This window comes from Bartonella sp. DB5-6 (genome assembly GCF_000278115.1).
Taxonomy (GTDB): domain Bacteria; phylum Pseudomonadota; class Alphaproteobacteria; order Rhizobiales; family Rhizobiaceae; genus Bartonella; species Bartonella refiksaydamii.
The window spans coordinates 30,517-55,609 of the sequence record NZ_JH725116.1 but is presented as its reverse complement, the minus strand read 5'-3'; the positions used below and the strand labels follow the sequence as shown (position 1 = coordinate 55,609).

Annotated in this window: 29 protein-coding genes and 3 pseudogenes; 13 read left to right on the top strand and 19 right to left on the bottom strand. The window is 39.9% G+C overall.

From position 1 onward, the window contains the following. Genes MCO_RS02830 through MCO_RS02820 form a run of 3 tightly spaced genes read right to left on the bottom strand, consistent with a single transcriptional unit; the run spans position 1 to position 3,660 of the window. A complete protein-coding gene (locus MCO_RS02830) occupies positions 1-2,055 on the bottom strand; it encodes a portal protein (RefSeq protein ID WP_007552497.1) in 2,055 nt (684 codons plus the stop codon). Further along, on the bottom strand, positions 2,040-3,365 hold the full coding sequence (locus MCO_RS02825) for a PBSX family phage terminase large subunit (protein ID WP_007552495.1): 1,326 nt from the start codon (positions 3,363-3,365) through the stop codon (positions 2,040-2,042). The genes MCO_RS02830 and MCO_RS02825 overlap by 16 nt, the downstream gene beginning before the upstream one ends. Continuing rightward, the gene (locus MCO_RS02820) at positions 3,346-3,660 is read right to left on the bottom strand and encodes a hypothetical protein (protein WP_040298753.1); all 315 of its coding nucleotides are present in this window, start codon (positions 3,658-3,660) and stop codon (positions 3,346-3,348) included. Before MCO_RS02820 ends, MCO_RS02825 begins: the two co-directional genes overlap by 20 nt. A 305-nt stretch (positions 3,661-3,965) precedes the next feature. Here MCO_RS02820 and MCO_RS02815 point away from each other — a divergent pair, with 305 nt between their 5' ends. Further along, positions 3,966-4,364: a hypothetical protein gene (locus tag MCO_RS02815; protein ID WP_007552491.1), complete on the top strand. Its 399-nt coding sequence runs from the start codon at positions 3,966-3,968 to the stop codon at positions 4,362-4,364. 781 nt (positions 4,365-5,145) lie between these two features. Here the strand turns inward: MCO_RS02815 and MCO_RS02805 are convergent. The 10 genes from MCO_RS02805 to MCO_RS02765 form a co-directional block, all read right to left on the bottom strand. Then, positions 5,146-5,640 (bottom strand): hypothetical protein, encoded by a 495-nt coding sequence (locus MCO_RS02805; RefSeq protein ID WP_007552490.1) that lies wholly within the window; start codon positions 5,638-5,640, stop codon positions 5,146-5,148. Between the two features lie 53 nt (positions 5,641-5,693). After that, positions 5,694-6,140, bottom strand: coding sequence for a single-stranded DNA-binding protein (gene ssb, locus MCO_RS02800; protein WP_007552489.1), 447 nt, complete (start codon positions 6,138-6,140; stop codon positions 5,694-5,696). 274 nt (positions 6,141-6,414) lie between these two features. Then, entirely contained in the window at positions 6,415-6,942 is a 528-nt protein-coding gene (locus MCO_RS02795) for a hypothetical protein (RefSeq protein ID WP_007552488.1), read from the bottom strand. 399 nt (positions 6,943-7,341) lie between these two features. After that, complete coding sequence (locus MCO_RS02790; RefSeq protein ID WP_007552487.1) at positions 7,342-7,857, bottom strand: hypothetical protein; 516 nt, start codon at positions 7,855-7,857, stop codon at positions 7,342-7,344. Further along, a complete protein-coding gene (locus MCO_RS02785) occupies positions 7,844-8,191 on the bottom strand; it encodes a hypothetical protein (protein WP_007552486.1) in 348 nt (115 codons plus the stop codon). The genes MCO_RS02790 and MCO_RS02785 overlap by 14 nt, the downstream gene beginning before the upstream one ends. A 181-nt stretch (positions 8,192-8,372) precedes the next feature. Further along, positions 8,373-8,864, bottom strand: coding sequence for a hypothetical protein (locus tag MCO_RS02780; protein ID WP_040298703.1), 492 nt, complete (start codon positions 8,862-8,864; stop codon positions 8,373-8,375). After that, positions 8,779-9,879 (bottom strand): YdaU family protein, encoded by a 1,101-nt coding sequence (locus tag MCO_RS02775; protein WP_007552483.1) that lies wholly within the window; start codon positions 9,877-9,879, stop codon positions 8,779-8,781. Before MCO_RS02775 ends, MCO_RS02780 begins: the two co-directional genes overlap by 86 nt. Further along, on the bottom strand, positions 9,872-10,024 hold the full coding sequence (locus MCO_RS10770) for a hypothetical protein (RefSeq protein ID WP_007552482.1): 153 nt from the start codon (positions 10,022-10,024) through the stop codon (positions 9,872-9,874). The genes MCO_RS02775 and MCO_RS10770 overlap by 8 nt, the downstream gene beginning before the upstream one ends. After that, positions 10,014-10,346, bottom strand: a complete 333-nt coding sequence (locus MCO_RS02770; protein WP_007552481.1) for a dATP/dGTP diphosphohydrolase domain-containing protein — start codon at positions 10,344-10,346, stop codon at positions 10,014-10,016. Before MCO_RS02770 ends, MCO_RS10770 begins: the two co-directional genes overlap by 11 nt. A gap of 88 nt (positions 10,347-10,434) precedes the next feature. Then, positions 10,435-10,686 carry a helix-turn-helix transcriptional regulator gene (locus MCO_RS02765; RefSeq protein ID WP_007552480.1) on the bottom strand — a complete coding sequence of 84 codons (252 nt, stop codon included), beginning with the start codon at positions 10,684-10,686 and terminating at the stop codon, positions 10,435-10,437. A gap of 109 nt (positions 10,687-10,795) precedes the next feature. On the opposite strand from MCO_RS02765, the gene MCO_RS02760 reads away from it, so the two are divergent. From MCO_RS02760 to MCO_RS02710, 11 genes are all read left to right on the top strand, one after another. Then, a complete protein-coding gene (locus MCO_RS02760) occupies positions 10,796-11,413 on the top strand; it encodes an XRE family transcriptional regulator (protein WP_007552479.1) in 618 nt (205 codons plus the stop codon). A gap of 157 nt (positions 11,414-11,570) precedes the next feature. Then, positions 11,571-11,945, top strand: coding sequence for a hypothetical protein (locus MCO_RS02755; protein ID WP_007552478.1), 375 nt, complete (start codon positions 11,571-11,573; stop codon positions 11,943-11,945). Between the two features lie 64 nt (positions 11,946-12,009). Beyond that, entirely contained in the window at positions 12,010-12,372 is a 363-nt protein-coding gene (locus MCO_RS02750; protein ID WP_007552477.1) for an antA/AntB antirepressor family protein, read from the top strand. A 14-nt stretch (positions 12,373-12,386) separates the two neighbouring features. Beyond that, on the top strand, positions 12,387-13,115 hold the full coding sequence (locus MCO_RS02745) for a Rha family transcriptional regulator (protein ID WP_007552476.1): 729 nt from the start codon (positions 12,387-12,389) through the stop codon (positions 13,113-13,115). 12 nt (positions 13,116-13,127) lie between these two features. Further along, complete coding sequence (locus MCO_RS02740) at positions 13,128-13,535, top strand: hypothetical protein (protein ID WP_007552475.1); 408 nt, start codon at positions 13,128-13,130, stop codon at positions 13,533-13,535. A gap of 120 nt (positions 13,536-13,655) precedes the next feature. After that, positions 13,656-14,414, top strand: coding sequence for an ERF family protein (locus MCO_RS02735; protein ID WP_007552474.1), 759 nt, complete (start codon positions 13,656-13,658; stop codon positions 14,412-14,414). A gap of 1 nt (position 14,415) precedes the next feature. Continuing rightward, positions 14,416-15,039 (top strand): lambda exonuclease family protein, encoded by a 624-nt coding sequence (locus MCO_RS02730; RefSeq protein WP_007552473.1) that lies wholly within the window; start codon positions 14,416-14,418, stop codon positions 15,037-15,039. A gap of 110 nt (positions 15,040-15,149) precedes the next feature. Next, entirely contained in the window at positions 15,150-15,998 is an 849-nt protein-coding gene (locus MCO_RS02725; RefSeq protein WP_007552472.1) for a hypothetical protein, read from the top strand. Then, positions 15,995-16,537 carry a hypothetical protein gene (locus MCO_RS02720; protein ID WP_007552470.1) on the top strand — a complete coding sequence of 181 codons (543 nt, stop codon included), beginning with the start codon at positions 15,995-15,997 and terminating at the stop codon, positions 16,535-16,537. The genes MCO_RS02725 and MCO_RS02720 overlap by 4 nt, the downstream gene beginning before the upstream one ends. Before the next feature lie 124 nt (positions 16,538-16,661). Further along, positions 16,662-16,910, top strand: a complete 249-nt coding sequence (locus MCO_RS02715; RefSeq protein ID WP_007552468.1) for a hypothetical protein — start codon at positions 16,662-16,664, stop codon at positions 16,908-16,910. Positions 16,911-16,912: 2 nt separating this feature from the next. After that, positions 16,913-17,950, top strand: coding sequence for a tyrosine-type recombinase/integrase (locus MCO_RS02710; RefSeq protein WP_007552466.1), 1,038 nt, complete (start codon positions 16,913-16,915; stop codon positions 17,948-17,950). Between the two features lie 306 nt (positions 17,951-18,256). Here the strand turns inward: MCO_RS02710 and MCO_RS11535 are convergent. The 6 genes and pseudogenes from MCO_RS11535 to MCO_RS02680 form a co-directional block, all read right to left on the bottom strand. Beyond that, positions 18,257-18,926 (bottom strand): annotated as a pseudogene (locus tag MCO_RS11535) (DNA adenine methylase). A gap of 270 nt (positions 18,927-19,196) precedes the next feature. Continuing rightward, the gene (locus MCO_RS02700) at positions 19,197-19,586 is read right to left on the bottom strand and encodes a VOC family protein (RefSeq protein ID WP_007552464.1); all 390 of its coding nucleotides are present in this window, start codon (positions 19,584-19,586) and stop codon (positions 19,197-19,199) included. 388 nt (positions 19,587-19,974) lie between these two features. Beyond that, entirely contained in the window at positions 19,975-20,964 is a 990-nt protein-coding gene (locus MCO_RS02695; RefSeq protein ID WP_007552462.1) for a phage late control D family protein, read from the bottom strand. Continuing rightward, positions 20,964-21,218, bottom strand: a complete 255-nt coding sequence (locus MCO_RS02690; RefSeq protein WP_007552461.1) for a tail protein X — start codon at positions 21,216-21,218, stop codon at positions 20,964-20,966. Before MCO_RS02690 ends, MCO_RS02695 begins: the two co-directional genes overlap by 1 nt. Then, a complete protein-coding gene (locus tag MCO_RS02685; RefSeq protein WP_007552459.1) occupies positions 21,215-21,646 on the bottom strand; it encodes a phage tail protein in 432 nt (143 codons plus the stop codon). The genes MCO_RS02690 and MCO_RS02685 overlap by 4 nt, the downstream gene beginning before the upstream one ends. Before the next feature lie 47 nt (positions 21,647-21,693). Then, positions 21,694-23,595, bottom strand: a pseudogene (locus tag MCO_RS02680) (phage tail tape measure protein); the annotation flags it as partial. 461 nt (positions 23,596-24,056) lie between these two features. Between MCO_RS02680 and MCO_RS10765 the strand changes: the two are divergent. Further along, a pseudogene (locus tag MCO_RS10765) lies at positions 24,057-25,093 on the top strand (autotransporter outer membrane beta-barrel domain-containing protein); the annotation flags it as partial.

Here is a 25,093-nt window from a genome sequence, read left to right as displayed (position 1 = left end):
TCAATGTGCTATTATATTTTTTGTCAAAACTCGATAATGTTCCAACTGTGCCTGTAGGGCTTTGCGTTCTAAATCGCGCTGCGCTATCTCATTTTTTGCCTGTTCAAGCTCAAGTTGCATCCGCGCTTGTTCTTGCTTCAAGAAAAGTTCGATATTTTTCTGCTGCAATGCTGCTTGTTTCTGCTGTGCATCAAGTTGATAGAGTGTGCTCTTTGCCTGTGCTTCCTGCTGTAAAACAGCAATCTTTGCTTGTTGCTCAGGGGTTAATTGTGCCCCTTGACTTTGTTGCATCATCTGCTGTTGCTGTTGTTCTTGTTGTGCCTGCTGTGCTTTTGCCGTTAAACTTGCTACCAATGTTGCCGGTAGTGGCGAAAGCTTTAAAAGATCTGGAATCATATCCGGTGTTAAGAAACCACCAAGCAATGGCAACATTTGCGTAATTGCCGCAAAAGTTTTTTCTTTTTCATTAGGGCTTGTAGGTGAATCATCAACAATAATGTCATACTCAAGAGTTGTGACAGCTTCACGAGTTAACGGCACATATTGCGCATTCTCTTGTCCAGAAATGCGCACCAAACGCCCATCAGAGAGGTAATTCTGGATGAGATAAAGAATAATTTTTCCTTGTCTGCACCGATAAAGCTTGAGATTATCAAATAAACCTGCAAGCAAATTAAGCGTTGATTGCCGGCGTGTATTTTCCAGAACATTCGCTTGATTAACCTCCCGTGTTCCAATAAATTCTGCCGATAATCCTGTTACATGTGTTATCGCCTCACGCGATTCATTAAACAGCTGGAAAAATCCATTGGGAAATTGTGCACTTGGCTTTGGTTGAATTTTCCCTCCTGTAAGCGCGCCATTTTTAACCCAAGTAATCGTATCCGTTCGCGCCCAGCTTTCTAACGCTTGGCGATCATCATCGAAAGCGTCTCGTTCTGCCATCAAGCCGCCCTTAGACTGGCTATTGAGGATATACATAACTTGGCTAAAATATTTATTCGACCATTTTTGTGGGTCTTTTGCGGGGCGAACAATCCCGTAAAACTGGTTTTTAAGCTTATCCAGCGTGCCCGTGATACATTCCCAACCTAGCTGCTCATCAGGTGCTAATGGCTTATCGGGCTTTGCTAAAAGGCGCCGTCCCAGAAAGGCTCGCCTGACCACTTTTTTATTAAAACGCGCACCTTGTAACTGTGGCATTACCCTTTGAAGCTGTTCAAACTCCTGTTTGCTATAGTTGCGCATCTGACCGGTTTGAAGATCAGGCGCCTTGTAAGTGGTCTCATATTCAAACCAACGGCATTCAACCAGCGTAACATAGCGTTTCCCAGAACACGGCTCTGAGAGAGAAGTCGCATTGGAGTCATCATGATACGCATCAAGCGACACATGAGAATCCTCAGAAGCGGTTGTACTATCGATAGCCCAATCGGCGTTAAGATCTTCAACAGCCACATCAGGAAAAAGACTTTTCGCATCCTCAACGGATTTGCGATCAACATACCACATACGCTGTGCGTCAATGAGATTTGGTCTTACAGCATTGGCATCCCAAACCATTTTCAGTGGGTCTAAACGTTGAACAGCAGGGGTTCCTTCAGGATTTGATTCATAATCAAGCCGTGTATCTGTCCAGCCCATACCGCAAATAACCATATCCTGAAAAGCATCAGAATCGGCATATTCCGCCTCCGCCTCATCACGAAACCATTCTGCTGCTCCAGTAAGCAATTCATTTGGTATTGCCGCTCCTACTTGCCGTGGTTGAAATTGCACTTCGCGCTTGTTATTACGCTCTGCACCAACAATAGCATTCACAAGGGGTGCAATACGATTAAAGGTCATGACAGGGCGGCGTTGCTCTTTTAAAACCGCAAGATCTTCTTCCGCCCATTGGCGACCATTATAAAAATCAAAATCTTCACGCGCCTGTTCACGCCATTCATTGACATGTTCAATATCTTCTGCGTACCAAGACTTTAAACGCTTATAGAGTTCATATTCATCGAGGATTGTCGTTTTTTGAAAGTCTTGATCTAGAATGCCATCCATGATGCCGCTTCTCTTTCCATAGTGCAATAACGCTCTTGTTTGGGTTTGACACGGGGTGCTTCATAGACAATGCACATTAAACCAAAGGCATCCGCCCCATGGCTCGACCAATCATGCTCTGCACCCAAACCAATGCCGCGCTTCTCATCCCATTTCTCGTGATACCAATTCAGTGCCTTACGACCCGCTACCGTCATCTCTTCATTGAACCAAACCGACGGCAAAATACGCCGCACCGCCTCTATCCGCATCTTAACAGCCCCTGCCCCCTGATTAGGGATCACTTGCGTTTCAAAACCCGCATCATTTAAAGCACTCTCAAAACTCACATTGTGCACACGGTCTCTCGTCGCACCGTCATGAGGCAAAACCATCAATGCCTTCTCATAGCCATTTTGACGCAACCAGCCTATATGCTCTGAGAGCGGTTGCCCCTGTGCTTCATAGTAATCGAGAACACGAATTTCTCGCCCCACAAACTGTGCTATCCATATTGCTGTCGCATCCGCCTTGGCTCCTGTTCCCCCAATGTCCCAAAAAGCACGCATTTGCATCAAAGGGTCGCGCGCAACACGTCCTATTCGCCCCTCCTGCTCAGCTGTCAACATTTCCTTTTGATAATAAGCACCCTGAACGGCTTTCAGATAATCCCCTTCCCAAATATGCTTATAGCTCTCTGGTCGATTGTTAAGATCATCCAACCGCGCTTCATTCAAGATCTTCGGAAACTTCGGATTGTCTGACCAATTGATCTCAACACGCTTGATTGCCTCATTGTTGGAAAAACGAAACCGCTTCTCAACGGGGGCATTCTCACGCAATGGGTTCCATGTCACCCATAACTCTGCTCGCCATCCTTCTCCCTCTTCACGCAACGTCGGTATAAGCGTTTGCCAAGCCGTCTCTGTAACAGGCTCTGCTTCATCAACCCAACAAAGCAAAATTCGCCCCATGGATTTGATACTTGCAATATTGCGGTCAAGACCAGAAAACTGAAAGGCTATACGACCATCTATCGACTTAATCGAAGACTCCCCAACCTTGTAATAGTCCTTTAAAAAGTCATGCGCTTCAATGGCGCGCTTAATCTCCTCCAATGAACTTTCTGCCAAAGAATTTTGAAACTGCCGTGCACAAAGAATAGTGCCTGATATCCCTTGCATACCAAATTGATAGCCTTTTAAAGCAGCCATCAAGGCAAATGATCTTGTCTTTCCAGACCCTCTCCCTCCCCAAGCAGCACGCACCAAAGCATTCCCTGTAAATATCGGTATAAGCTTTGGAACAATATTAATCTGTCGTGTCGTCATTCACTAAAGGCGCAATTTCTACACGCGTTATCATCTTAATGGCTCCCCCATCTTCACCTGTTACCTGTAAAGGCAACACCTTACCAAGCAACGCTAAATAAGCAGCTGGGCATTTCAGTGCCTGTTTTTCGAGGTAAGAGATCAAACCATCATCACCATATTTCTTACCAGCACGCTCTGCTGCTTTAAGCACTGCCTCTTTCAAAATGCGTGTCGTTTTATTTGGCACGCCTTTTACCCGCCCTTGACCTGCCTTTGGGGGCGTTCTTTTTGCAGGTTTCTCAGTGGTTTTCATGTGTGTTTCTTTTTGTAAACAAGACAATAAAAAACCCCGCAAAAGCAGGGCTCTGAACATTCATATAAACTTATAAGAGAGGTAATACCTTTACCGTAATTCTAGACACAGTTCCGCTAGTACAGCAGCGCCATAAAACACTATTTTTCATATCCTGTCAACAAAAAAATCACGATATAGTGTATTTTTTATTTTTTTACCTAAATCTAGTGTCTTTAACAACCAACCACTCACAATTGTATCCTCTAAACGAATCAATTATACGGGAGCACAAAGTTATTGATTAGCAAAAAGTGGGGGGAATAATGCGTGATATTGTCATAGTAATAGTGGGTATACTCATACTATGGGCTATAGTCTCTGACATGTGGGAAGAAGCAGAGAATGGTCGGAATACAGAATTTCAAGGTACTCTTTTATTAGTCGTAGTACTCGGGGTGCTTTGGTATCTTGAATTTTCAAGAAACTTTTTATTATTAGTAGCAATTTTGTTGTTTGCTTGGAGAAATTACCTAGGAATAATAGCAAATTTTGAACATGATCGCTTAATTGAAAATTATCAGATAACGTCTGATTGGAAGGATCAAAGAATTAATGAACTCCAAGCGGTTGAAGAGGGAATAGTTAATGAGGAATTGTCCAAGATAATAATAAAAGCTTTGGCAACAACAGAAACAGATCATGATAATGGAAAAACAGAATGAATCTGGTTGAGAAAAAAATCAATTAAAAATTCAATACTATGATTAATAATTAATAAAAAGGGGGAGAAAATATGGTTTATTATAGGAATTGTAATCCTTATCTTAATAATCCCAATATTAATTGATATTATTATATTAGTAATTTACGGCATTGGATTATTTCTAGGGGGCATACTTGAAACTCTAAAAGAGTTCCTAAATTTAGTAGGAAAAATACTATTAACAATAATACTGCCAACGTTAGAAACTATAGATTATGCTTTTACAAAGGATAAAAGCAAATGGAACGAAATAATTGAGAAACGAGAAAGATTTAGAGAACATAAAGCGATTAAGAAAAAAAACGGAGAAAAAACAATAAATTATTACTTTCGTTTTGCTAAACGTGGCTTATTTCTACTCTTGCGCCTAGTGGGGCTCTCCTATTTTACAGCAGTGGTTACCTTTATAATTATGTTTTCTACAGGGTACATCATTGCTACGTTTTTCCCCCGCTCTTTTGCCTCTTATTTGTTAGGGACAATTATTTTAATGCTTACTCTTCCCCTTACAGTCTGTATGGCACCAATCCAATATAGAATACAAGCGCTACCTGTTTCATTTTTACTACAAACAATGCTTCTCTGGATTCAGTTTTGCGAAAACCTCTCTATGGGTATTGTATTCTATATCGCATTCTTTGAGCTATTCGTATATATATTATTTAGCTTTTCTCACGCAGTATTTATAGCCGAACTATCAGAAGAGCAATCAACTGCCTTTGAAACATTATAATAAACATTTACCATTTAGTTTTTCTGTCAAAATATTTACGAAGCGCATTAAGAGCGACCCGCAATGAATTCACAAGATATGGTAATGTTTGGTCTTCTACAATAATATATTGTATTGCTGCATAAAGATTATACTGTCTATAGAGGTGTTGTATTTCTTTTATCGCCTCTTGCATATTAGAAAACTGTTCTGTTGCAAATTCGACCCATTTTTCTCTTGCTTTGTCATCAGAAGATGATGGTATTTCATCATAAACAGCGCTTGGTAAACCTTTTGCACACAAATAGTCATTTTTCACTTCAAGATATTTTTGCGCAGCATCATACTGGTCTTGAGTAAGCACGCCTTGTAAACACAGCCGCCCAACATAAGTACCAGCAAGCGGATTTTTAGCTTCTTCAATCGTCAAACCAAAGCGTTTAGCACGCATTTCAATTGCCAATTGATTAACAGGATCTTGACATACTTTCACCCGTGAAATGCAAGCATCTTTCTTTTTCATACATCCCCTAATCTGTGGGAGCCCACATGTTTCTCTTTGTTATATTTTTTCAATCAAAATGGCATGCTGTCATTAAGAGATATACCATAATCACTAGCACCTGAAGCAACAGCATAACTTTGAGCAGTGATAGGTGAAGAGGATGCAGATTGCTCTTTCTTAGTATCAAGCAAATATAACTCGCCTTTGAATTGTGGTAAGACAATCTCTGTTGTGTGACGTTCATTCCCATTTTTATCTTGCCATTTGCGTGTCTGTAATTTGCCCTCTACATAAACCTTTGAACCTTTGTTGAGATACTGAAGAGCAATTTTTGCCAAATGTGGATTAAAAACCACCACGGAATGCCATTCAGTCTTCTCTACTTTTTGATGGGTATTTTTATCTGTATAGCTCTCAGAAGTTGCCATACGAAAATTGACCACCTCACCACCAGACGGCATTGTTTTGCTTTCGGGATCAGCACCAAGGCGCCCGATTAACGTCACTTTATTTAGCATATTTGTAGCCCCATTAGATTTGCAATTTATACAAGCAAAACCTTAGCATAATTTTCATATTTTTTCAATTATTTCAAAATGATATTATTGTTTTTTAACATATAAAATTATGTTTTTTATCTTTTGATAAACATAAAGCCACATCACGCAAATGACATGGCTTTCTTTTTTCTATTTTAAAACAGGCGCCCCCCGCGCCACCACACCACTGCTTTTTTACGCAATTTGATCTAAAATCGTTTCATTTCCATTGATTATGATATTGTCACAAATGCTAGCATTGACCACAAACTTTGGCATTCCCCTTTATAACTGCTTTATCACACACCTCGGCATTATTAAAAACGCGGGCTTTCTCGTAAACGTAAGAAGAACCAAAAACCTTGGCATTATCATAAACCTTGGCATTATCGTAAACACTACCATATTCAAAAACCTGAGCATTGTCACAAACGCGCGCTTTACCAAAAACATCAGCATTACCAAAAACCTGAGCATTATCAGAAATATAGGCATCATCATAAACCCATCCATTACCACCAACCCAGCAATCCCCTTCGTGACTTAAATTGCCCTCATGCTCTATAAAACCACCCAAGTCATCCGCTTTTACATTACCAAAGTCCCTTAATGCACGTATGCGATAAATGGTTCGAACTCGATCACTTAAAAGATCTTTCACTGTTTTCATTTCATTTGTTAATTTAAATTTTTTTGCAAGATCTTTCTTTTGAAAGGGGGTGTTGTCATTTGCAACAGTAGCAATAATGGAGGTCATTTGATTTTTAACTATAGCGTTCATGCTAGTAATCCTTAACGTAATGAGGTTTCTATTAACACCCTATAAGGGCGTCGGGCGCTAGAAACACGGCGTTAAGTCCGCTGTATGCTTTCCCCTAAAAAGGGTATTGTATGGCATAACCACACCCGACATAAATCATTATACGCTCTTAAAGCATAAAAGAAAGTCAGTATTTTAAAGACATGGGAGAGGCTGTTTCGTAACCTATCCGCTTAACGCTAAGTGTTTCTACACACTTGATACTTTTCTAACAGCACACCTTTCCAATGTCAACATGCCTTTGCAATTTTTTTCTTTTTTATACTTACCTAATTGAATATCAAGCGCTTTTTCTAGCTTGCTGTCTATAAGGTCATAAGAATGAAGTCTTTGTAAAAAAGTATAAAATAGGAAATTTTACTATGGCTTTTTAATGGAGCACTGTAGTGTGTAAATAGATATGTTTATTAAACTGCGTGTATGTAACATAAGAAACAATACACAAACTAAAAAGGAATACCAAAGAGCAATATCTGAGTACCAAAGTACATTATCCAATGAAAAAGAAAGCTTATTCTCTACGTAATTAGAAATGACAGATAAAGAAACCGTTTCTTTATAACTACTTGGGAAAATTAAAACGACAAGCGCTAAACTTATTAGCTTTAAGAGTCTATGCATATACTGTTGTAAATCACGTGTTAATATCTTCCAACCCGTTGTATTTCCGCATTTGTATTTTGGGTTGTTTTGCAACTCAAAAGGGATATTGGAATTGCATAAAATTGCAAAAACCGTTGTGACTATTACCAAAGAAACAGATGCGAATGTCAAAATACTCTGAATAAAGTCAAGATTTTTTTTAATTCCTAAAAAACATAAAAATATAAAAGTTATAATGCCAAACAAGGCTCTTAGCTGTTTATCTGTAAACATATTTATTTCCTGCGGTTTTCGATAATTTTTTGATCTCTTTATTGATCTCATCTATGAGAGGTTCGTAATTGAGAACGCTTTTCGGAACATTACCTCCATAAACCCACGCTTTCACTTGCGCTTTGGTACTAAAATCCGCATTTTCTGGTGTGGTATAATACTGTCCGCCATCAAACTTTTCACACTCTCTTGTGCCATCAGGATATTCGTAGAGGTTGTAAAAATACTCGGCCGCTCCATCCCCCCAAGGGACATAACCAACAGCTGTTGCGATAAACTTTTTTTGCATTGGCTGTTTACGGTTTTTTAAGAACAAATGTTTTAAAATCCTCATGCTTTTAGTCCATAATTTTACCAATGTGTCTATTTGCCTCAAAATATACCGTACAGAAGCGTTTTTAATTTCAATGTGGTTTTTATCACAAAATCTTTAAATCGCTCTGTACGGTGCCTTTCTGTCAATTTAAACGCATGTCTATTCTCAAAACGTTCAGCAAATTTCACTACTTTGCTGTTTATCCTTCAATGCCCTTTAAAATCTCTTCAAGTTCTTTTTGAAGCTTTTCAATGCGTTCTGATGGCATCGGCGCCTTTTGATTTGTTCCCTTTTCAGGCTTTTCAAGGTTCTTTAGAAGGCGATTTGCACGAAAGCGAATATCGCTTTTAAGCTTTTCGCAATAACGATAAAAATCTGCTGTTGAGGGCATAAAGGTTGCATTTAATCCCTCTGCTTTGCCTTTCAAAACGTTCTTTGTTGCTGTTTGCAATACCCAGCTGCTCACACCTTCAAGAGCGTAAAGATACGCAAGCGCTGTTGATTTTGCGTCTGATCCTAATTGGCTTTTGAGACCACTTGAAAGGACAAGATACGTCGTTTGGATTTCCTCTTCGCTCGCTTTTTTTTCAAGCTTTTTCAACGCATCATTGACTAATGAAGTAACTCTCTCCGCTTCTGCAATCGACGGTTTTTGCCCCGCTTTCCAAAGGAATGGTGGTTCGGTTGTCATCCTCGAAGAGAAATTTGTATGCACTATCTGAATTTTTGATATCGGACATGTACTGTGCAACGCGATAATTCCACCCGCGCTGTTGTTCTGTTTGGGAATTGGTTTGTTTTCCATACTGTTTCTCCTGTTCTAATCTTGCTTTTTTCTTAGCTAGCATTCCATATTCGGGATGTGTAACCCACTTGTACCAAGCCTTTTGCCAATCACTTTTTTTAGCATTTCGACATGGGTTATCTTTCCAATGAAGTTTAAATCTTTCGAATTCTAACAGCGCCTCATCATGCGTTAAGCCTTTATCGATTGCGTATTGCAAATTAGGTTCAAAATCCTCAGGTAAGCGAAAACCATCTTTGGTCCTAATCCGCTTCGCTTTTTGGGGAACATTCTCTTGCTCGTGAATGGGAGGTTGGTTGTCTACACCCGTTTCGATTTGTTCTGATTGGCTGTCAACAGCAGCAACCTCCGTTGGCTCTTGAACCAAATCGATTGTTTCTAAATTTTCAGAACCAATTTCTTTTTTTGCTAAAACGATAGTTTTAGTTTTTTTATATATATTCTTATTCTGGTTCTTTATAGCTTGATTTTGCTTAGCGTTTGCTTCAGCAAAAAAAACGTTTTGCTTGTCATTTGCTTCAGCAAAATTATTAACATGTTGTTTTGTATTATTTTTTGCTTGTGCACCTTTTTTACCAGCCTCACTACGAACTTGCGATATGTGCTCTTTTTTATCAGCAAAATCGTTCAGCTCTTCTTCAACACGCGTATTCCACAAACCATTATCTGTCTCAACAAGTTTATTATTCCTTATGAGATATTCGACAATAGCTGCAAATTTTTTCTGCGAACAATGACAAACGCGTGCAAGCGTTTGAAAATCTGTTTTTAGTGGTTCTTTTTTTTCATACATGCAAACGAGAAGGGTTATATAAACCCCCCGTTGTTCAGATGTCATTCCATTTGTGCCACTTATCCAGTCATACAAATGGAATCTTATCCATGGCATACCATTAGACATGCGCATCCCCTTCTTTTATTAAATATAAAATTGCTAAAGCATCTGCTTTGTTGTCGTCTTTAGGCACGTGTCCTTTGGAACATATCGCCCAGTCAGTCTTGGTGCCTAGATCAAGACAAAGAATGGTGTGTGTGTTAGTGGTCATGATACTTCCGCCTTTCTTTTGGACGGTTATCACAACCAATCTGTTGTGTTTCGCATTCCATTAAGAAAAGAAGACAGTAAGCTGCATGCGCTAAGTGTGGTAATCCGCTTTCAAGGTCCTTATCTTCTCCACTGAACCATGCTAATAAATGACGTAAAGCAGCTCCATACAAACGGTTCCAATTCATGCCATGACGCCAGTTGCTCGCACCGTATTTGTTTACTCCAAACTCCAAAACACGACCAATATCAAGCAACGTAAGTGGTGGAATAAGATCAACACGTGGTTTTCCAATATCATTCTTATGTGCTTTAAAAACCATGATTATCCCCCCTTAAGCTGTAACGTATTAGTTAGTATGTGCTCCATGATGACGCGTAATCTATAATTTGATCTTTTCTTTTGCCTATTTAAGAGTGTGAATGGTGTTGCTGGTGCTCGTTATTGTCTGTAGGAGCAGCAATAAAAGCAGACATAGAGCTAGAACTATCTTTCAATTTTTGCAGCTTTAAATAATTTATTACGGAGATAGATCCTCTTTTTTCCCACTTGCAAACAGCTGCTTGAGTTACACCAAGCATTTTTGCCATTTCTGATTGTGTCCAATTAAATTTGCCCCGTATTGACTTAGTCAAATTCTTAAAGTTTTCTCGTTGATCCATTTACAAGCTCCAATTACAGCTTCGTCTTATTTTATTCATATAATTATAGTTATATAAAGTCAAGGAAATTTATCTTTATCAACGATAAAAAAATAAGGTAAGCAAAAGTATGAGTAATAAATCTAATATCATAAGCACATTAAAAAAGATTTTGACCGAGTTTAACTTAACGCAAGAAGATGTAGCCAAACGGCTAAACGTAACACAAGCTTCAGTGTCTAAGTGGTTAAAAGATTCTGATCCACGCGGCTCTAATCGAGATGCCATTTTAGAATTATATAAAGAACTAAAAGGGGATAATCACTTAACAACTTTTGTTCCTCTTATGGGCTATATTGGAGCAGGAACACAGATAGATCCAAGCTTTGAACAAATCCCTGAAGATGGTCTTGAACAAGTAGAAATTCCTTTTGCTTTACCTGATGATATGGTTGCTTTTGAAGTTAAAGGAGACTCTATGCTTCCAGCTTATAAAGATGGAGATATGGTTATCGTAAGACGGCGCCAAATTAAAACTATAGAATCCTTTTTTGGCAAAGAAGCCGTTATTTTAACACATGATAATAAAAGATATATAAAGCAGATTAGCAGGGGCATGAATGGTGAAATAGATCTGCTTTCTTGGAATGCCTTACCCATTAAGAATGTTAAAATTGTGTGGGTTGGAGAGATATTTGCTATTTTGCCAATAAGTTCTTACAGCAAGATGATTCGGAATTATCGCTAATTATCCTCTCCTCTTATTCAGCAAGATATTATAATAATTTTTATAAAAAATATAACTTTTTATAATTTTTTGCTTGCTATTTTATAATTATAGTTATATAAGTAATTATACAAACCGCAAACAAACAATTGCCAAGAGGCGTTAGGGAGGAGAAATTATGGATAAGCCAATTCTTATTAATTCCAATGAAATTTTATTAGTTGTCTACGGTGATAATCAACACATTGGAGAGTCAGGTCCACTTGATGAAAACCAAGTTTTAGAGATTGTTGATGAAGCAGATGATACCGTACAAATCTTTCGTGTGAATCCTTCTGAGAAAAGTTGCGAAGATATCTCTGAAGATATTGCAGAACTTTATCTTAGAGAACGTGAAGAACAGTGTTTTAATGGAAAAATACCTCACGAATTTATTGAACATAGCGCAGCATACGGTTTTTTTTTAGACGATATAAAACAGCGCGAATATGATGACGCAATGTATGGTTCTTATGAACAGCAACACCGCTTGCGTCCATGTGATGTGCTTTAAAAATTCTTAAGGGCGCTTTTAAATGCGCCCTCTTTTCCCATCAATAATTGATTAGAGTAAACTTATGACCACACATGATACTCATATTCATAGTGAAGGATATCTCACGCCTGAAAACGAGGTAGACAACAAAATCGGTTATGTCCAAATGGTCAATGCCCATGTAATGCATAGGCACTTACATTTGAAACAAGATTTTTCCACTTGGTTTAATGATTGTGTTGAAAAGCTTGATCTAAAAGAAGGCATGGATTTTGTTTTTACAAAACAAGAATGGAACAGACAGAAGATTTGTCCAAACTCTGAAATAGAAACATATAAAACCGATAATCATTACTTCAAAATTCACGCAGCAAGGAAAATCGCTAAAGCAGAGCGTCATAGAAACTATGGCATAATATTATACCAAAACTTGTGTTTTTCTTAATTAAGGGGGTGATGATGCGAAACTTTATTACAATATCTGAAAACAATTTTCAAAACACAACTGTTCCAACCATGTCTAGTCGTGAAATTGCAGAGTTATGCGGTAAAAGACATGACCATGTCATGCGTGATATTAAAAAAATACTTGAAGAATTATACACTGAAGGAGGTCTCCCCAAATTTGGGGGCACCTATTTAGATAAACAAGGCAAATCTCAAAACTGCTATCATCTCCCCAAGCGTGAATGTTTAATTCTCGTGTCTGGTTACAACATGACATTACGAGCAAAAATAATTGACCGCTGGCAAGAATTGGAAAAGCAAGCAGTAATACCACAAATCGACTACTCAAGCCCTCAAGTTATGCTTGGTGTTTTAACGTATCTCAAAAATGAAAATGAACAAAAAGATAACATTATTGCAAATTTAAAACCAAAGGCAATGGCTCTTGAAAGCTTACAGCGTCATGACGGACTCTTCGGTCTTACAGAAGCTGCTAAAATACTAGAGATGCAACCAAAACAGTTCATTCTCTTCTTACAGCAAAAAGGTTGGGTTTACAGACGAGCAGCAGGTGGAAATTTGCTTCCTTATCAAGACAAAATCCAAAAGAAACTTATGGATTGTCCAACCATCACACTTCAAACCGCAAGTGGAATAGAAAAAGTCATTCCTTGCGCAAAAATCACAGCAAAAGGAATTGGTGTGCTGTCTCAAGAGCTTAAAAGACAAAGCATGCATTAAGAGGAGGTTATTATGATAAAAAAGAAATACGAACTGACAGACGCAACAATCGAAGTTAATGGCAGAACTCTCCACCGCATTCGCGCCTTACGAGACTTTGGAAACGTCGAGAAAGGCGATCTAGGGGGGTTTATAGAGCATGAGGGCAATTTAAGTCACGAAGGGGATTGCTGGGTTGGTGATAATGCATGGGTTTATGAAGGTGCCCGTGTTTATGATGATGCACAAATTTCTGATAATGCTCATGTTTTTGGTAATGCAGAAGTTTACGAGGGTATACATTTTTATGGATATACAGAAGTTTACGGTGATGTACGTGTTTTTGGTAACTGCGATGCTGTATGCATTGGCAATGATGCAGGTGCTTATGGGCATGTTGATGCTACTGACCTCATCTCAACTGGAGAAAAGACCAGATGAAAAATACGAACGACTAATCTTATAGTATCTCTATAAGCCGTTTCTAACCACACAAACAACTTTTAAACACAAGCGTGTTTCACGCCACGGGTGAGTTGCGCGCAAATGGAGGAAATCAAGATGAGTGAACTAAGTACCATGCAAACGGAATTAGTGGAAAAAACGAATGATTGTGAAGTCAAGCCAACTGCTATGGAACGCATTTTAAACAGAGCCTTAGAAAATGACGTCGACATGGACCGCTTAGAGCGTCTTCTTGCTTTAAGAGAAAAAGAAATAGAACGGCAAAACTATCAAAGCTTTGTCTCTGATCTTTCCGCTATGCAAACGGAATATCAAAAGATTGAAAAAACTGCTAAGAATAACCATACAAACAGCAAATACGCTACGCTTGATCAGTATATTGATGCTGTAAAGGACACACTTGCAAAACACAACTTTGCTTTGTTTTCTCATATTAAGCATCAAACAGAAAAAAACATTACCATAGAAATGACACTGTCTCATCCTTCAGGCAATGAAATCTCAACAGATGGAACATTTCCCATTGACGGTACAGGCTCTAAAAATAGCATACAATCCGTTGGTTCTACACTTACCTACGCACGAAGATACCTGTTAGGCATGCTTCTTAATGTAGCAAGCAAAGAAGACGATACAGATGGAAATATGCCGACTAAACCTGCTTTGCCGCGCCAGATCAATGAAATCAGAAGACTTATAGTACAAACGCAAACAGAAGAAGCAAAGATACTTTCTTATGCAAACGTTGAAAAGCTTGATGATATCTCTGATCAGAGCGCACAAACCGTTTTGCATCTTTTGAAAGATAAACAAAACAAGCAAATGGCACCAACACAACAACAAACGGCGGTGTGAGATGGAACAAAGAACAGCAGAGTGGTTTCAAGCGCGCTTGGGTAAAGTCACTGCTTCAAACGTTTACAACGTACTCAGTAAGACAGCCAAAGGATTGCCCACAAGCAAATATGAAGATTACAAAATGAAACTCATGACAGAGCGCTTAACAGGAGAAATAAGCCAATCTTATACAACAGCGGCTATGCAATGGGGCATTGAACATGAAGAGAATGCACTGAAAGAATATGAATTCATTTATGACACCAATGTTACAAAATGCGGGTTTATCCAACACCCCAAAATAGAAATGGCGGGGGCTAGTCCTGATGGGTTCATTGGAGAGGACGGTTTAGTTGAAGTCAAATGCCCACGATCAACGACCCATCTTCGCTTTTTTATGGATGGCGAAATCAAGCCTGAATATCACGCACAAATGCAATTCCAAATGGCGTGTACAGGACGCAAATGGTGTCATTTTATTAGCTATAATCCAAACTTTGTAGGCAGATCTACTGGTTTGAGAATGAAAATCAAACGCGTCAACCGTGATGAGAAACACATTGAAGAGATCAATAAAGCGGTCGAGATTTTTTTAGGGGAAATAGAACAAGAGATGCAAAAGATTTTGGCAAAAGCTGCTTAAACCTATGGGGGTGCTCTCTCCTCCCAGCACCCCCGCCCTTTCCTAATAACTTTTAAGTAATGCATGATTCACGCTACGGGTGGATTGTACGCAAATCAAGGAAATAGACCATGGAAAAGAAATATGAACTTACTGATGAAACAACTGAGGTTGATGGCAAAACTCTCCACCGCATTCGTGCCTTACGAGACTTTGGTGGTATTAAAGCAGACGACCTAGGCGGTCTTATAGAGCATGAAGGCAACTTATCCCATGAGGGCAATTGTTGGATTTGGTATAAGGCTTGTGTTTTTGGAGATGCCCGTGTTTATGGCAATGCACTTGTTTTCGATGAAGCAAAAGTTTCCGATAATGCACATGTTTACGAGAGCGCACGCGTTTACGATGAAGCGCGCGTTTACGGTCGTGCAGAAATTTATGGAGAAGCAAAAGTTTACGGTGATGCATGCGTTTACGGTAGGGCAGAAGTTTACGATTGTGCACGCGTTTTCGATGAAGCACGTGTTTACGATAAGGCAGAGGTTTACGGTAATGCACGCGTTTACGATTATGCAACAGTTTTAGAAAATGCACATGTTTACGGTTATGCATATGTTTCCGATAAGGCAGAAGTTTATGGCAATGCAAAAGTTAAAGACGGAGATGTGTGCGATAGTGCAAGGATTTATGGTGATGCTAAAATTTATGATCATGCAGAAGTTTACGGTAATGCATGCGTTTCCCATAATGCAGAGGTTTATGGTTATGCCAAGGTTTTTGGTGATGCCTTGGTTTTTGGCAATGCACATGTTCATGGGCGTGCAAAAGTTTACAATGATGCACGCGTTTACGATGAAGCACGTGTTTACGATAAGGCAGAAATTTACGGAGAAGCAAAAGTTTACGGTGATGCAGAAGTTTACCGTAGCGCACACGTTGATGACTATAACGCCATATCAACTGGAGAAAAGACCAAATGAAAAAATACGAACTTACTGATGAAACAACAGAGGTTTATGGCAAAACTCTCCACCGCATTCGTGCATTAAGAGATTTTGGAAAAGTAAAAAAAGGTGATTTAGGAGGCTATATCGAAAAAGAAGACAACCTATCGCATCATGGTAATTGCTGGATTGGCGGTTATGCTTGTGTTTATGATGATGCTAAGGTTTACGAAAATGCACAAGTTTACGGTTATGCCGAGGTTTACGGTAATTCTCATATTTATGGACATGCAGAAGTTTTCAATGAACCACGTATTTACGGTCATGCAGAAGTTTACGGTGATGCATATATTTGCGGTGAACCTGAAATTTTTGATAATGCACAAATTTACGCAGAAGCACAAGTTTACGGTAGTGCACGCGTTTACGATAAGGCACAAGTTTACGGTAATGCACAAGTTTCCGATGATGCGCACATTTACGGTAATGTAAAAATTTACGGTAATGCAGATGTATGTTCGGACGAATGGATTGGCGGAGATAAGGTCATCTCAACTGGAGAAAAGACCAGATGAAAAAATACGAACGACTAGTCTTATAGTATCTCTATAAGCCGTTTCTAACACCGAAAAACCAACTTTTAACACCAGCGCGATTCACGCCACGGGTGAATTACATCTAAAATGAAGGGGAATAAACATGCCACACCGCCCACCTACTATCACGCAGCCAGCTATTGCTCGTGCTTTAAGAGAAGCTAAAAAACAAGGATGCGAATTAATAGAAATCAAACCTACAGGGGAATTATTGATTCATATCAATAAAATCATAACACCAACAACGACAGATAATACTTATAGCATTGACGATTTTCCACCGCTTGAAAATGAACAAGAAGACTACGAGACCAGCAAAAGCTGCCCCTCTGTCGACGGTATAAAGTTTTAGCCATGCCAAAACGCCGTCCACCGCATCTTGTTCGTGAACGTACACGCCATGGTAAAGTTATATGGTATGTACGTATTGGTCATGGACCACGGTTTCGGATTGAAGGAACCTATGGAACGCAAGAGTTTGTTGACAATTATACGCTGGCTATTAAACAAGCGCAAAATGGCTCCTCCAAAACAAAGAGGCGTACCAGACTCACAGAAGGGTCTTTCGATTGGTTGTTGCATCAGTATTTACAAAGCATGCAATGGCATAATCAATCAGAATCTACTAAAAAAGTTAAATATCGAATTCTGAATAATGTTTCTAAACATATCGGTAATCGTGCATATAAAAGCATAGAAAGACACCATATCCTTGACGCCGTAGACAGAAGACGAGAGACTCCCGCAGCAGCAAGACATTTTTTGACCTCTTTAAACGGTCTTTTCAATTGGGCAGTTGATAATGATCTTTTAAATAGAAATCCTGCCTTTAATATAAAAGCACCAAAATCTTTAAACAGTGAGGGATTGCTGCCATGGCTAGAAGAGGACATAGACAAATATTATCACCGTTGGTCACATGGTACACATGAACGCGTCTGGATTGATGTTCTTCTTTATACCGGCTTGCGCCGTGGTGACGCCGTTCGTATAGGCTGGAAAGATGTCAAAGATAATATCATTTATCTCAAAACAGAAAAGAGCCAATTTAAAACAGATGTTTTTCTTCCTATTTTACCAGAACTAGAGGAAACCCTTAAAATTGGTCCCATAGGTAATGAAACATTCATTTGTGGTAAAGGTGGAAATAAGCTTGTCAAAGAAAGCTTTGGCAACCTTTTTCGTGAAGCGTGTAATGCGGCGGGTATTAAAAAATCAGCGCACGGATTGCGAAAATTAGCAGCAACACGTGCTGCCAATGCTGGTGCGACAGTTTCGCAAATGAAAGCGCTTTTTGGCTGGACAGAAGATAAAATGGCATCCCTTTATACCAAAACAGCCGATAGAAAACGACTTGCAATAGAAGCAATCAAAAAACTTCAAAAAAGTTAGGGATAGACATAAAATAAGTTAAAAGAATCACCGGAATCAAAACTCCCGAACTTTTATATAACTTATTGATTTTATATAAATATAACGCTCCCACCCCCTCCGCCACAGCACTTTTGTTGTGCTATAACTTGTTGATTCTATATAATCTTTTTTAAGTGTAGCTTGCCAGCGGGTTTTGTATATTTTGCCACTAGGTTTTGTACCAATTTATTTTTTCTCAAAGAGTTTTAAAGGTGTTCTCAAAGGATCTTCAAAGACCTTTCAAAGGTCATTTAAAGCTCCTTTAATCCATATTTTTCTCCTTTCTTAAAAATCGCAATTTGAGATGATGAGCTTTTGAGCCGGAGGTTGATTCTTTGAACCGCATGTATAAGATATATTCACCTCTTTTATATTAAATTGGCTAAAGGTTTTTCGGATCTCAGGCACATCATTGAGAAACAGAAGAAACTGTCCCTTTAATTGCACAAGCAGTGTGGACATCGTCTGATAATCCTCCCGCTTAAACAAATCCTTTCCACAGTAATCCTCAACGCCAAAGTAAGGCGGGTCAAGGTAAAACAAGGTATTTGTCCGGTCATAGCGCTTGATAAAGTCAAACCAATCTAAATATTCAATGGTCACACCTGCCAAGCGCCGGTAAATAAGCTTTAATAAGGCTTTAAGTTTGAAAGAGTCAAACCCATGCACCACGATGTGGATCAACTCCAAATATCCGCTTTGCCACCTGACCAGAAAAACTCAACCGCTGCAGATATAAAAACCGCAAAGCCCGCTCTAAATCCGTCAGGGTGTTTGGATCTTATAGAGCGAAAACATTGAAACGCTTCACGGCTGCTTATCTGGAACTCCAACAGCTCCATAAAAGGGTGACAATGGCGTTGCAACACCTGAAAAAATTCACTACATCACCTGAGCGATCATTGGTGACTTCGTATAAGGGAATCAATTTTCGCCTAAAGAATATTCCCCCCATTCCAACAAAAGGCTCAGCATAAGTGCGATGAAGAATGCCTTCAATAATTTTGATACAGGTACTGATCACTGTCCATGCAATAACGCCGCCCGATCCCCAAGCCAATTAGACAGCCTGTGAGAACAGGTAGGTTGTAGGACTGAAAGTAATGGAACAGTACCGAACAGATAAGCCACGCGCCGCAAGTAAGCCTCTAGCGTGCATAGTTTATAGATTTTGGAAACAGACAATTATTATAATTCAGGCAATTAAAGATCGGGTCTAAGACTTTTAATCTAGTGGACAAACACGAATAATATGACCGTCGGGATCTTTAATTAGGAAGGTACGTCCAAATATGTCAGTATACGGTTCCTTCAAGACATTTATCTCAATGGTGGTTTGCTCTTGCCATTCCGCATATAGCTTATCTACGTCCTCTCCCTTAGGCAACATAATGCCGACTTCTGAAAAACGAGGCACATTTTCCTCAGGTGCATCCCCCCCAGACCAGATAGCAAAGAGTGCATCACCCGAAGAAGCAAATGCAACATAGCGTGGTGAGATGAATACAGGATCTTTCTTGAAGATGAATTTGTAAAAAGCAGTAGAATGCTCCACATTTGATACGTATACCAACTGCAGGTTTGGGGTAACAGGATAAGTAGGAATATTACTCATAAATTCTCCATGATTTGCGATTGCCTAACATGCTATACCTATATTAGAGAATATCTCAACAAGAGTTTGTGATGCTTCCGTTTGCAGTGGGCTCTGTTTATATGTTTTTACTCTCTTATTACTATATGTTAAAATATCGAAACCGCTACTACATCGTTTTCGCCAACTTGATTTTGCTACCAATATAAGCAGTAGCTGATTCTATAGGATCAACAGATTTTAATGTTTCTTTACAAAGTGTATCCATACTTTTTTAACACTCTTTCATCTATATTAGCCATCTTCTCATTGCTTTAAGTGATAAGAAGTGGCTGCGATGTTGTGTTATCTTGCATCGGACGGGGTGTTCGCAAAACTACTCCCGTTGGCTGAGCAACCAGCCCAGCTTCTATTCTTTGTTGCTTTGTTTTCCCTTGTTTGGAGCTTCGAGGGTGATTTCTGTTGTGTAACCGCTTTGCTTGTCATAGCGGTGGGTAACGGTTGCGGCTTTCCATGAACCATTGATTTCGCCACGAAACCCTTGCAATAAAAGAGGTTGGTCGGCCATGATTTCTGGACGCCCCGCAAGGGACAAAGAACCACTGCCTACAGCACGGCATAATCGGTCTGATTCTGAGGCAGCAGCAGCCAGAGCTTCTTCCTCACAGGTGTAGCAATTGCGCAAGCGGTGCATGGGACCGCTAAAACCTGTCTGATGTTTTACTTGGCATTGCTGCCCTTGGGAGCGGTCAAAATAAAAAGCTTCAATGCTGCCATATTGCGTGCGCGGCTCAAGGGTAAATTCCCAGCTGGAACAGTCATGTTTATGGATGTCGAGGGCTGGTAAATTCTCTCCGCTTAAAAATAAAAACTTATTATCCTTGATTAAAAACCGCGCCTGCATGCGGTCAGCAAGGCGGGTTAAAAAATCAACAGCCGATTGATCTGTACGAATCACATAAGGCAAAGTTTGTTGAGTGAACTGAGGACTAATCTTTGCTTGATAGCCATGGCGTTTGGCGAGTGTCTCAACAATCTCGCCAACAGTTTTGTGGTCAAAATGTTCGCTTGTTTGTTCTTTGAGTTCTTTACGCATCGAAGCGCTTTTGCCACAAAGGCGCAATATCTCTCCCTCACTGCCACCGGAACTGATCACCGATTCGACAACAAAACGCCCCATAGAAGCACTGATGCTGTTCTCATAGCCAAAGATCACTTGCAGTGCACTGTTGCTTTGCGGAACCTCTAAATCATTGCCACTATCGTCAAACTCTGCTTCAAAGCTATCAGCTTCATTGCCGGCATGATCTGTGATGGTTGCCGTTAAAAGACGCTGGTAAAAAACCTCATGAACAGGTTTGTCTCCCACTTTGACCACAATAAAAGGGTGTGTGCGCATTAATCCCATAGCCGCTTCACCATGCTTTGGGGATTGTGAAGTGCAAATTCAGGCAAGAGAACGGTTAAGCCCCGCGGCAAAAGAGCACCATATTTAGCAATCTCTGGATTGGCTTCCAAGGTAGATTCTAAGTAGCCGCTTACAGCTCCAACTTGGATGTGCTCCCCTAACACAGCCATGGCATGTTGAAAGCAGATCAGGTCTAAGCTCATATCCTCTAGCTCTACAACAACGCGCTTTTCTGGTATCTTCATTGCATATATCCTTGCGGTTTTCCCCCATTAAAAAAAGGCAAAAGACTGATGGAATAGCGAATGCGCTGGGATTGACCAGAGCGGGCGATAAAGTCGTGATCTTGACTGATGCTGGTGATCACCACGGGGCCATGGAGAATGGCACTATAGGTCGTATCATTGATCCAACGCAGCATCTGAACCGGCTTTGCGGCACGAATGGTTCTGCTTATGGCATCAATGGCTATACGATCACCAAATTCTTCTGGAAACAACACGCCATGAATGGTTTTGGGGTCATTGCCATAGCCGGTAAATTGCAAACTGGGTGCCTTGCCAAAACGCTCCATAGGAACCCATGAGGCAGAAAACTCTTCTTCAAAGGATTGGAAATTCAGCCAGTCCACATAAAATTGATGCGGACCTAACATCATCAAAGGATCTCTCATAGGCTCCCTCCCCTCATTCTGTTTCTGCCATTATTCACTCCCCGCTCTCATTCTGTTCCCCCATGTAGGGCATTGGCGCGTGCACGTTGCAAAGCGTGACTTACCGCACGACCGGTAGCAACGGGATCACGGGCACCATTGATATGCACTGTGACATTTTGATTGTGGGTGGTGGGAGAGCGGTCTTTCTCTCTTTGCTCTGGACCAGATGGATTTGCATGACCAGCACCCGCAAATTGTGCTATGGGTTGAATGGCTGTTTTGCCCCCAAGCCAACTGGGTAAATGAAACAGATCGGATAAATCAACGCTGCCAATCCATTCTCTGATGCGGCTTGGCAAAGATTTAAAAAAATCACTCAACTTTGTGATGGGTGCCATAAAGCCATCGACAATCCAATTGGCCAAGTCCTCCCCTGCTTGTTCCATACCGGCTTTGGCATCATCAGAAAGTTTTTCTTGGGCAAAAAAACTTCCCAACCAGCCCCAAAATTTAGTGATACTGTGCTTAAAACCCTCCCACACATTGCCAAACCCTTGAGAAACAGCGCCAAGACCCTGTTTGAACTTTTGCCAATGTTCAGAAAAGTCAAAAGCAGCAGTAATGGCGTTTTTCCATTTGGTGATGGTTGCGGTATCAGCACCAAAAAAGCGCATGACGGCTTCAAAGGCACGCCCAAGAGCGTGTGCTATTCCCCGTGCAAAGCCTTTAACAAAAGAAGAGAAACGATCCCAATATTTCCACAAAGCAAAACCAGCAGCAAGGATGACAGCCACAACAGTGGTAATCAGAGCCCCTATGGGGGTAAAAACAGTACCAACAACAGAGGCAATGCCAACCCCAACCACTTCTATCGCTGTCCCTACCCAAGCAAAAGAAGCGGCGAATGCACTGCTTGAGACCATAATCCCCCGAAACGCAGCCACTAAGAGAGTCATCGGTCGCAATAACCGTGCAAAACTGCCACCAAGACTTGCCGTCATTATTCCCAACGAGCGCCCTGAAGCGATAAGCGTGCCCCAGCTTGTTTTAAGATTGCCGCTCACACCACCAAGCTTGATAAAAGGGCCTACCAATTGAAGAAGCCCAAGCCGTGTACCAGCAAGGGTAAAGCGCAACACCCGCAGAGCAATATTAAAAGCCATCAGAGAAGCAATGGTTTTGATAATGGCGCTTGTTAAAGCTGGATGCGCATTGGCCCATGCCATAAGAACATTGATAAACCCACCAACACTTTCCATCAAACTGTTGACAGGGGGCAATAAGACTTCACCAATGGTAATTCCCAAAGCTATGATGCGGTTTTGCAAAAGTTCAAACTGCCTGATAGCACCGGTTGCTTGTTTGTCTGCTTCTTGCTCTACCGAGCCTTTAAAGACTTTTGGGTCTTCAACATATTTTAAAGCTTGCCCTAACAATTCAGGATTGCCAACCAATTTGGCAAAATCACCGGTAAAATCACGACCAGCAATGGCTATCAGGGAACGCATGCCCTGTTCGGATTTGGCTAAAACATCAAAAAAGTGCACCAAAGTGCCGGTGGCATCTTTGTCCAGATCTTGCATAAATTTTTGGCGGGAAAGCCCGATATTGGCAAAAGCATCTTCAATATGCTTGCCTCCTGCCTGTATGCGGGCACTCATGGCATTAAAACCACGCGCTGCACTCTCAGGTACAATACCAGCAGAAATCATTGCCGTACCAAAAGCAGCGGTTTCGCGTGCTGTCAACTTAAACATAGTTGCTGCACCGGTGGCGCGATTGGTAAAGTCAGATACTTCGCTTGCCTTAGCGGCCATGTGGTTAGAGAGATGATTGATGGCATCACCTAAATCTTCAATCCCTGCTTGATTAAGCTTAAAGACATTGCGCAATTTGGCAAAACGCTCCCCAATCTGATCCCCCGTCATATCAAAGGCGACAGCTGCCTTAGCGGCGTAAATGCTGTAGTTTTACACTAAAATTTGTATTAATTTACTTTTTAAAGTTTTTTTAAGGAGCTCTCAAAAAACTTTATAAACACTTCTAAAGCTTTTTATTTTTTATAAGAATTACTTAAAAAACTATCCCTTTATTGATTTTGAAATGGCAACACCTAAAATCTTTTTAGTATCTTTCATATTCTTTCTTATCATAATCTAATTAAGATTTTTCTAAATGGTATCTACTATCAATAGAATATTTTATAACAGAATGATATAAATTAATGATATTAAATAGATAATTGTTATGATTTATAAAAAATATTTAATAATAACTTTATATTATAAAAACATTAGGTATTTTATAAATCATTATTTATACTTTACACATAAATAAAAATAATCTATTTGTATATTATAATAATAATCTATTTATTATACTTCTTATAGTAGGATACTTGTGTGTGTTATAAGGAGAATAATACATTATGTATAAAAAATATCCTCTATCGTGTACATTTGCTACAATTATGATGCTCTCTAGAGTCCCTTTCAACGCGCATGCTACCGAACTTTCAGCTAATGCTGGCGAAGATATAACAGGTAGCACAAACGCAACTTATGAGAAGATTAAGGTGACAAGTACCGGTATAATCCATGGTAGATATTTAAAAGTAATTGGTCCTCTAACTCAATGGGAAGTGCCAATTAAAGGTGATAATGGCGAAGCAATAATAGATGAAAATGGTAAACCAGTAACAATTAAATATGTTAGAGAATATGGAATCGGTGTAGAAGCGATTGGTCCTAGCAGCCAAATTTATCTAGAAGGCACAACCATTAAGCGTGTAACGATTGGTCTTGATATAAAGAACAGTAGTAAGGTCATAATAACTAATGGCACCATTAACGCAGGGCAGAATAGTGATAAAGAAATCGCTGGCATAAAAGTCAGTAATCAAAGTATCGTTGAGTTAAATGATGTGACAATTGACGTAACAAATGGACTATGTGCCCAAATAACAGGCGGATCTATGTTAAATATGGCTGGTGGTTTCATAAATTCTTTTAAAAGTGGCATTTCTTTTGTTAACAGTGTAAGAGAAAACAATAAACTGAAAAATGTAATAATTAATGCCAAAGAAAATGGGGTAATGACAGATGCAAGCACTGTTACTTTAAAAAACGTAACCATTGAGAACGCACAAAAAGGTCTGTATGCGGATAATGGTTCCCAAATAACGGTATCAGCAGGTTTATTTCAAGGAAAAAATCTTGGAATATATGCTGGGAACGGTAGTAATATTGTTTTAAAAGATGATGTTACAGTTCTCTCTACTCAAAATGGGATACAAGCAGAAAAACCGAAATCGATAATTACAATGACAGGAGGAACTCTGTCCACAACCGGTTCAGAGCCAGCGGCTTACGCAAAATCCAGTGGACAAATTAATCTGACAGATACTGTTGTGAACGCCAGTGGTAATGGACTACTAGCAGATGATCAAGAAGCAAAAATCACAAT

Coding starts and splice junctions, on each gene's coding strand:
- MCO_RS02830 (WP_007552497.1), bottom strand. CDS start 2,055: ATGGATGGCATTCTAGATCAAGACTTTCAAAAAACGACAATCCTCGAT.
- MCO_RS02825 (WP_007552495.1), bottom strand. CDS start 3,365: ATGACGACACGACAGATTAATATTGTTCCAAAGCTTATACCGATATTT.
- MCO_RS02820 (WP_040298753.1), bottom strand. CDS start 3,660: ATGAAAACCACTGAGAAACCTGCAAAAAGAACGCCCCCAAAGGCAGGT.
- MCO_RS02815 (WP_007552491.1), top strand. CDS start 3,966: ATGCGTGATATTGTCATAGTAATAGTGGGTATACTCATACTATGGGCT.
- MCO_RS02805 (WP_007552490.1), bottom strand. CDS start 5,640: ATGAAAAAGAAAGATGCTTGCATTTCACGGGTGAAAGTATGTCAAGAT.
- ssb (WP_007552489.1), bottom strand. CDS start 6,140: ATGCTAAATAAAGTGACGTTAATCGGGCGCCTTGGTGCTGATCCCGAA.
- MCO_RS02795 (WP_007552488.1), bottom strand. CDS start 6,942: ATGAACGCTATAGTTAAAAATCAAATGACCTCCATTATTGCTACTGTT.
- MCO_RS02790 (WP_007552487.1), bottom strand. CDS start 7,857: ATGTTTACAGATAAACAGCTAAGAGCCTTGTTTGGCATTATAACTTTT.
- MCO_RS02785 (WP_007552486.1), bottom strand. CDS start 8,191: ATGAGGATTTTAAAACATTTGTTCTTAAAAAACCGTAAACAGCCAATG.
- MCO_RS02780 (WP_040298703.1), bottom strand. CDS start 8,864: ATGACAACCGAACCACCATTCCTTTGGAAAGCGGGGCAAAAACCGTCG.
- MCO_RS02775 (WP_007552483.1), bottom strand. CDS start 9,879: ATGTCTAATGGTATGCCATGGATAAGATTCCATTTGTATGACTGGATA.
- MCO_RS10770 (WP_007552482.1), bottom strand. CDS start 10,024: ATGACCACTAACACACACACCATTCTTTGTCTTGATCTAGGCACCAAG.
- MCO_RS02770 (WP_007552481.1), bottom strand. CDS start 10,346: ATGGTTTTTAAAGCACATAAGAATGATATTGGAAAACCACGTGTTGAT.
- MCO_RS02765 (WP_007552480.1), bottom strand. CDS start 10,686: ATGGATCAACGAGAAAACTTTAAGAATTTGACTAAGTCAATACGGGGC.
- MCO_RS02760 (WP_007552479.1), top strand. CDS start 10,796: ATGAGTAATAAATCTAATATCATAAGCACATTAAAAAAGATTTTGACC.
- MCO_RS02755 (WP_007552478.1), top strand. CDS start 11,571: ATGGATAAGCCAATTCTTATTAATTCCAATGAAATTTTATTAGTTGTC.
- MCO_RS02750 (WP_007552477.1), top strand. CDS start 12,010: ATGACCACACATGATACTCATATTCATAGTGAAGGATATCTCACGCCT.
- MCO_RS02745 (WP_007552476.1), top strand. CDS start 12,387: ATGCGAAACTTTATTACAATATCTGAAAACAATTTTCAAAACACAACT.
- MCO_RS02740 (WP_007552475.1), top strand. CDS start 13,128: ATGATAAAAAAGAAATACGAACTGACAGACGCAACAATCGAAGTTAAT.
- MCO_RS02735 (WP_007552474.1), top strand. CDS start 13,656: ATGAGTGAACTAAGTACCATGCAAACGGAATTAGTGGAAAAAACGAAT.
- MCO_RS02730 (WP_007552473.1), top strand. CDS start 14,416: ATGGAACAAAGAACAGCAGAGTGGTTTCAAGCGCGCTTGGGTAAAGTC.
- MCO_RS02725 (WP_007552472.1), top strand. CDS start 15,150: ATGGAAAAGAAATATGAACTTACTGATGAAACAACTGAGGTTGATGGC.
- MCO_RS02720 (WP_007552470.1), top strand. CDS start 15,995: ATGAAAAAATACGAACTTACTGATGAAACAACAGAGGTTTATGGCAAA.
- MCO_RS02715 (WP_007552468.1), top strand. CDS start 16,662: ATGCCACACCGCCCACCTACTATCACGCAGCCAGCTATTGCTCGTGCT.
- MCO_RS02710 (WP_007552466.1), top strand. CDS start 16,913: ATGCCAAAACGCCGTCCACCGCATCTTGTTCGTGAACGTACACGCCAT.
- MCO_RS02700 (WP_007552464.1), bottom strand. CDS start 19,586: ATGAGTAATATTCCTACTTATCCTGTTACCCCAAACCTGCAGTTGGTA.
- MCO_RS02695 (WP_007552462.1), bottom strand. CDS start 20,964: ATGCGCACACACCCTTTTATTGTGGTCAAAGTGGGAGACAAACCTGTT.
- MCO_RS02690 (WP_007552461.1), bottom strand. CDS start 21,218: ATGAAGATACCAGAAAAGCGCGTTGTTGTAGAGCTAGAGGATATGAGC.
- MCO_RS02685 (WP_007552459.1), bottom strand. CDS start 21,646: ATGAGAGATCCTTTGATGATGTTAGGTCCGCATCAATTTTATGTGGAC.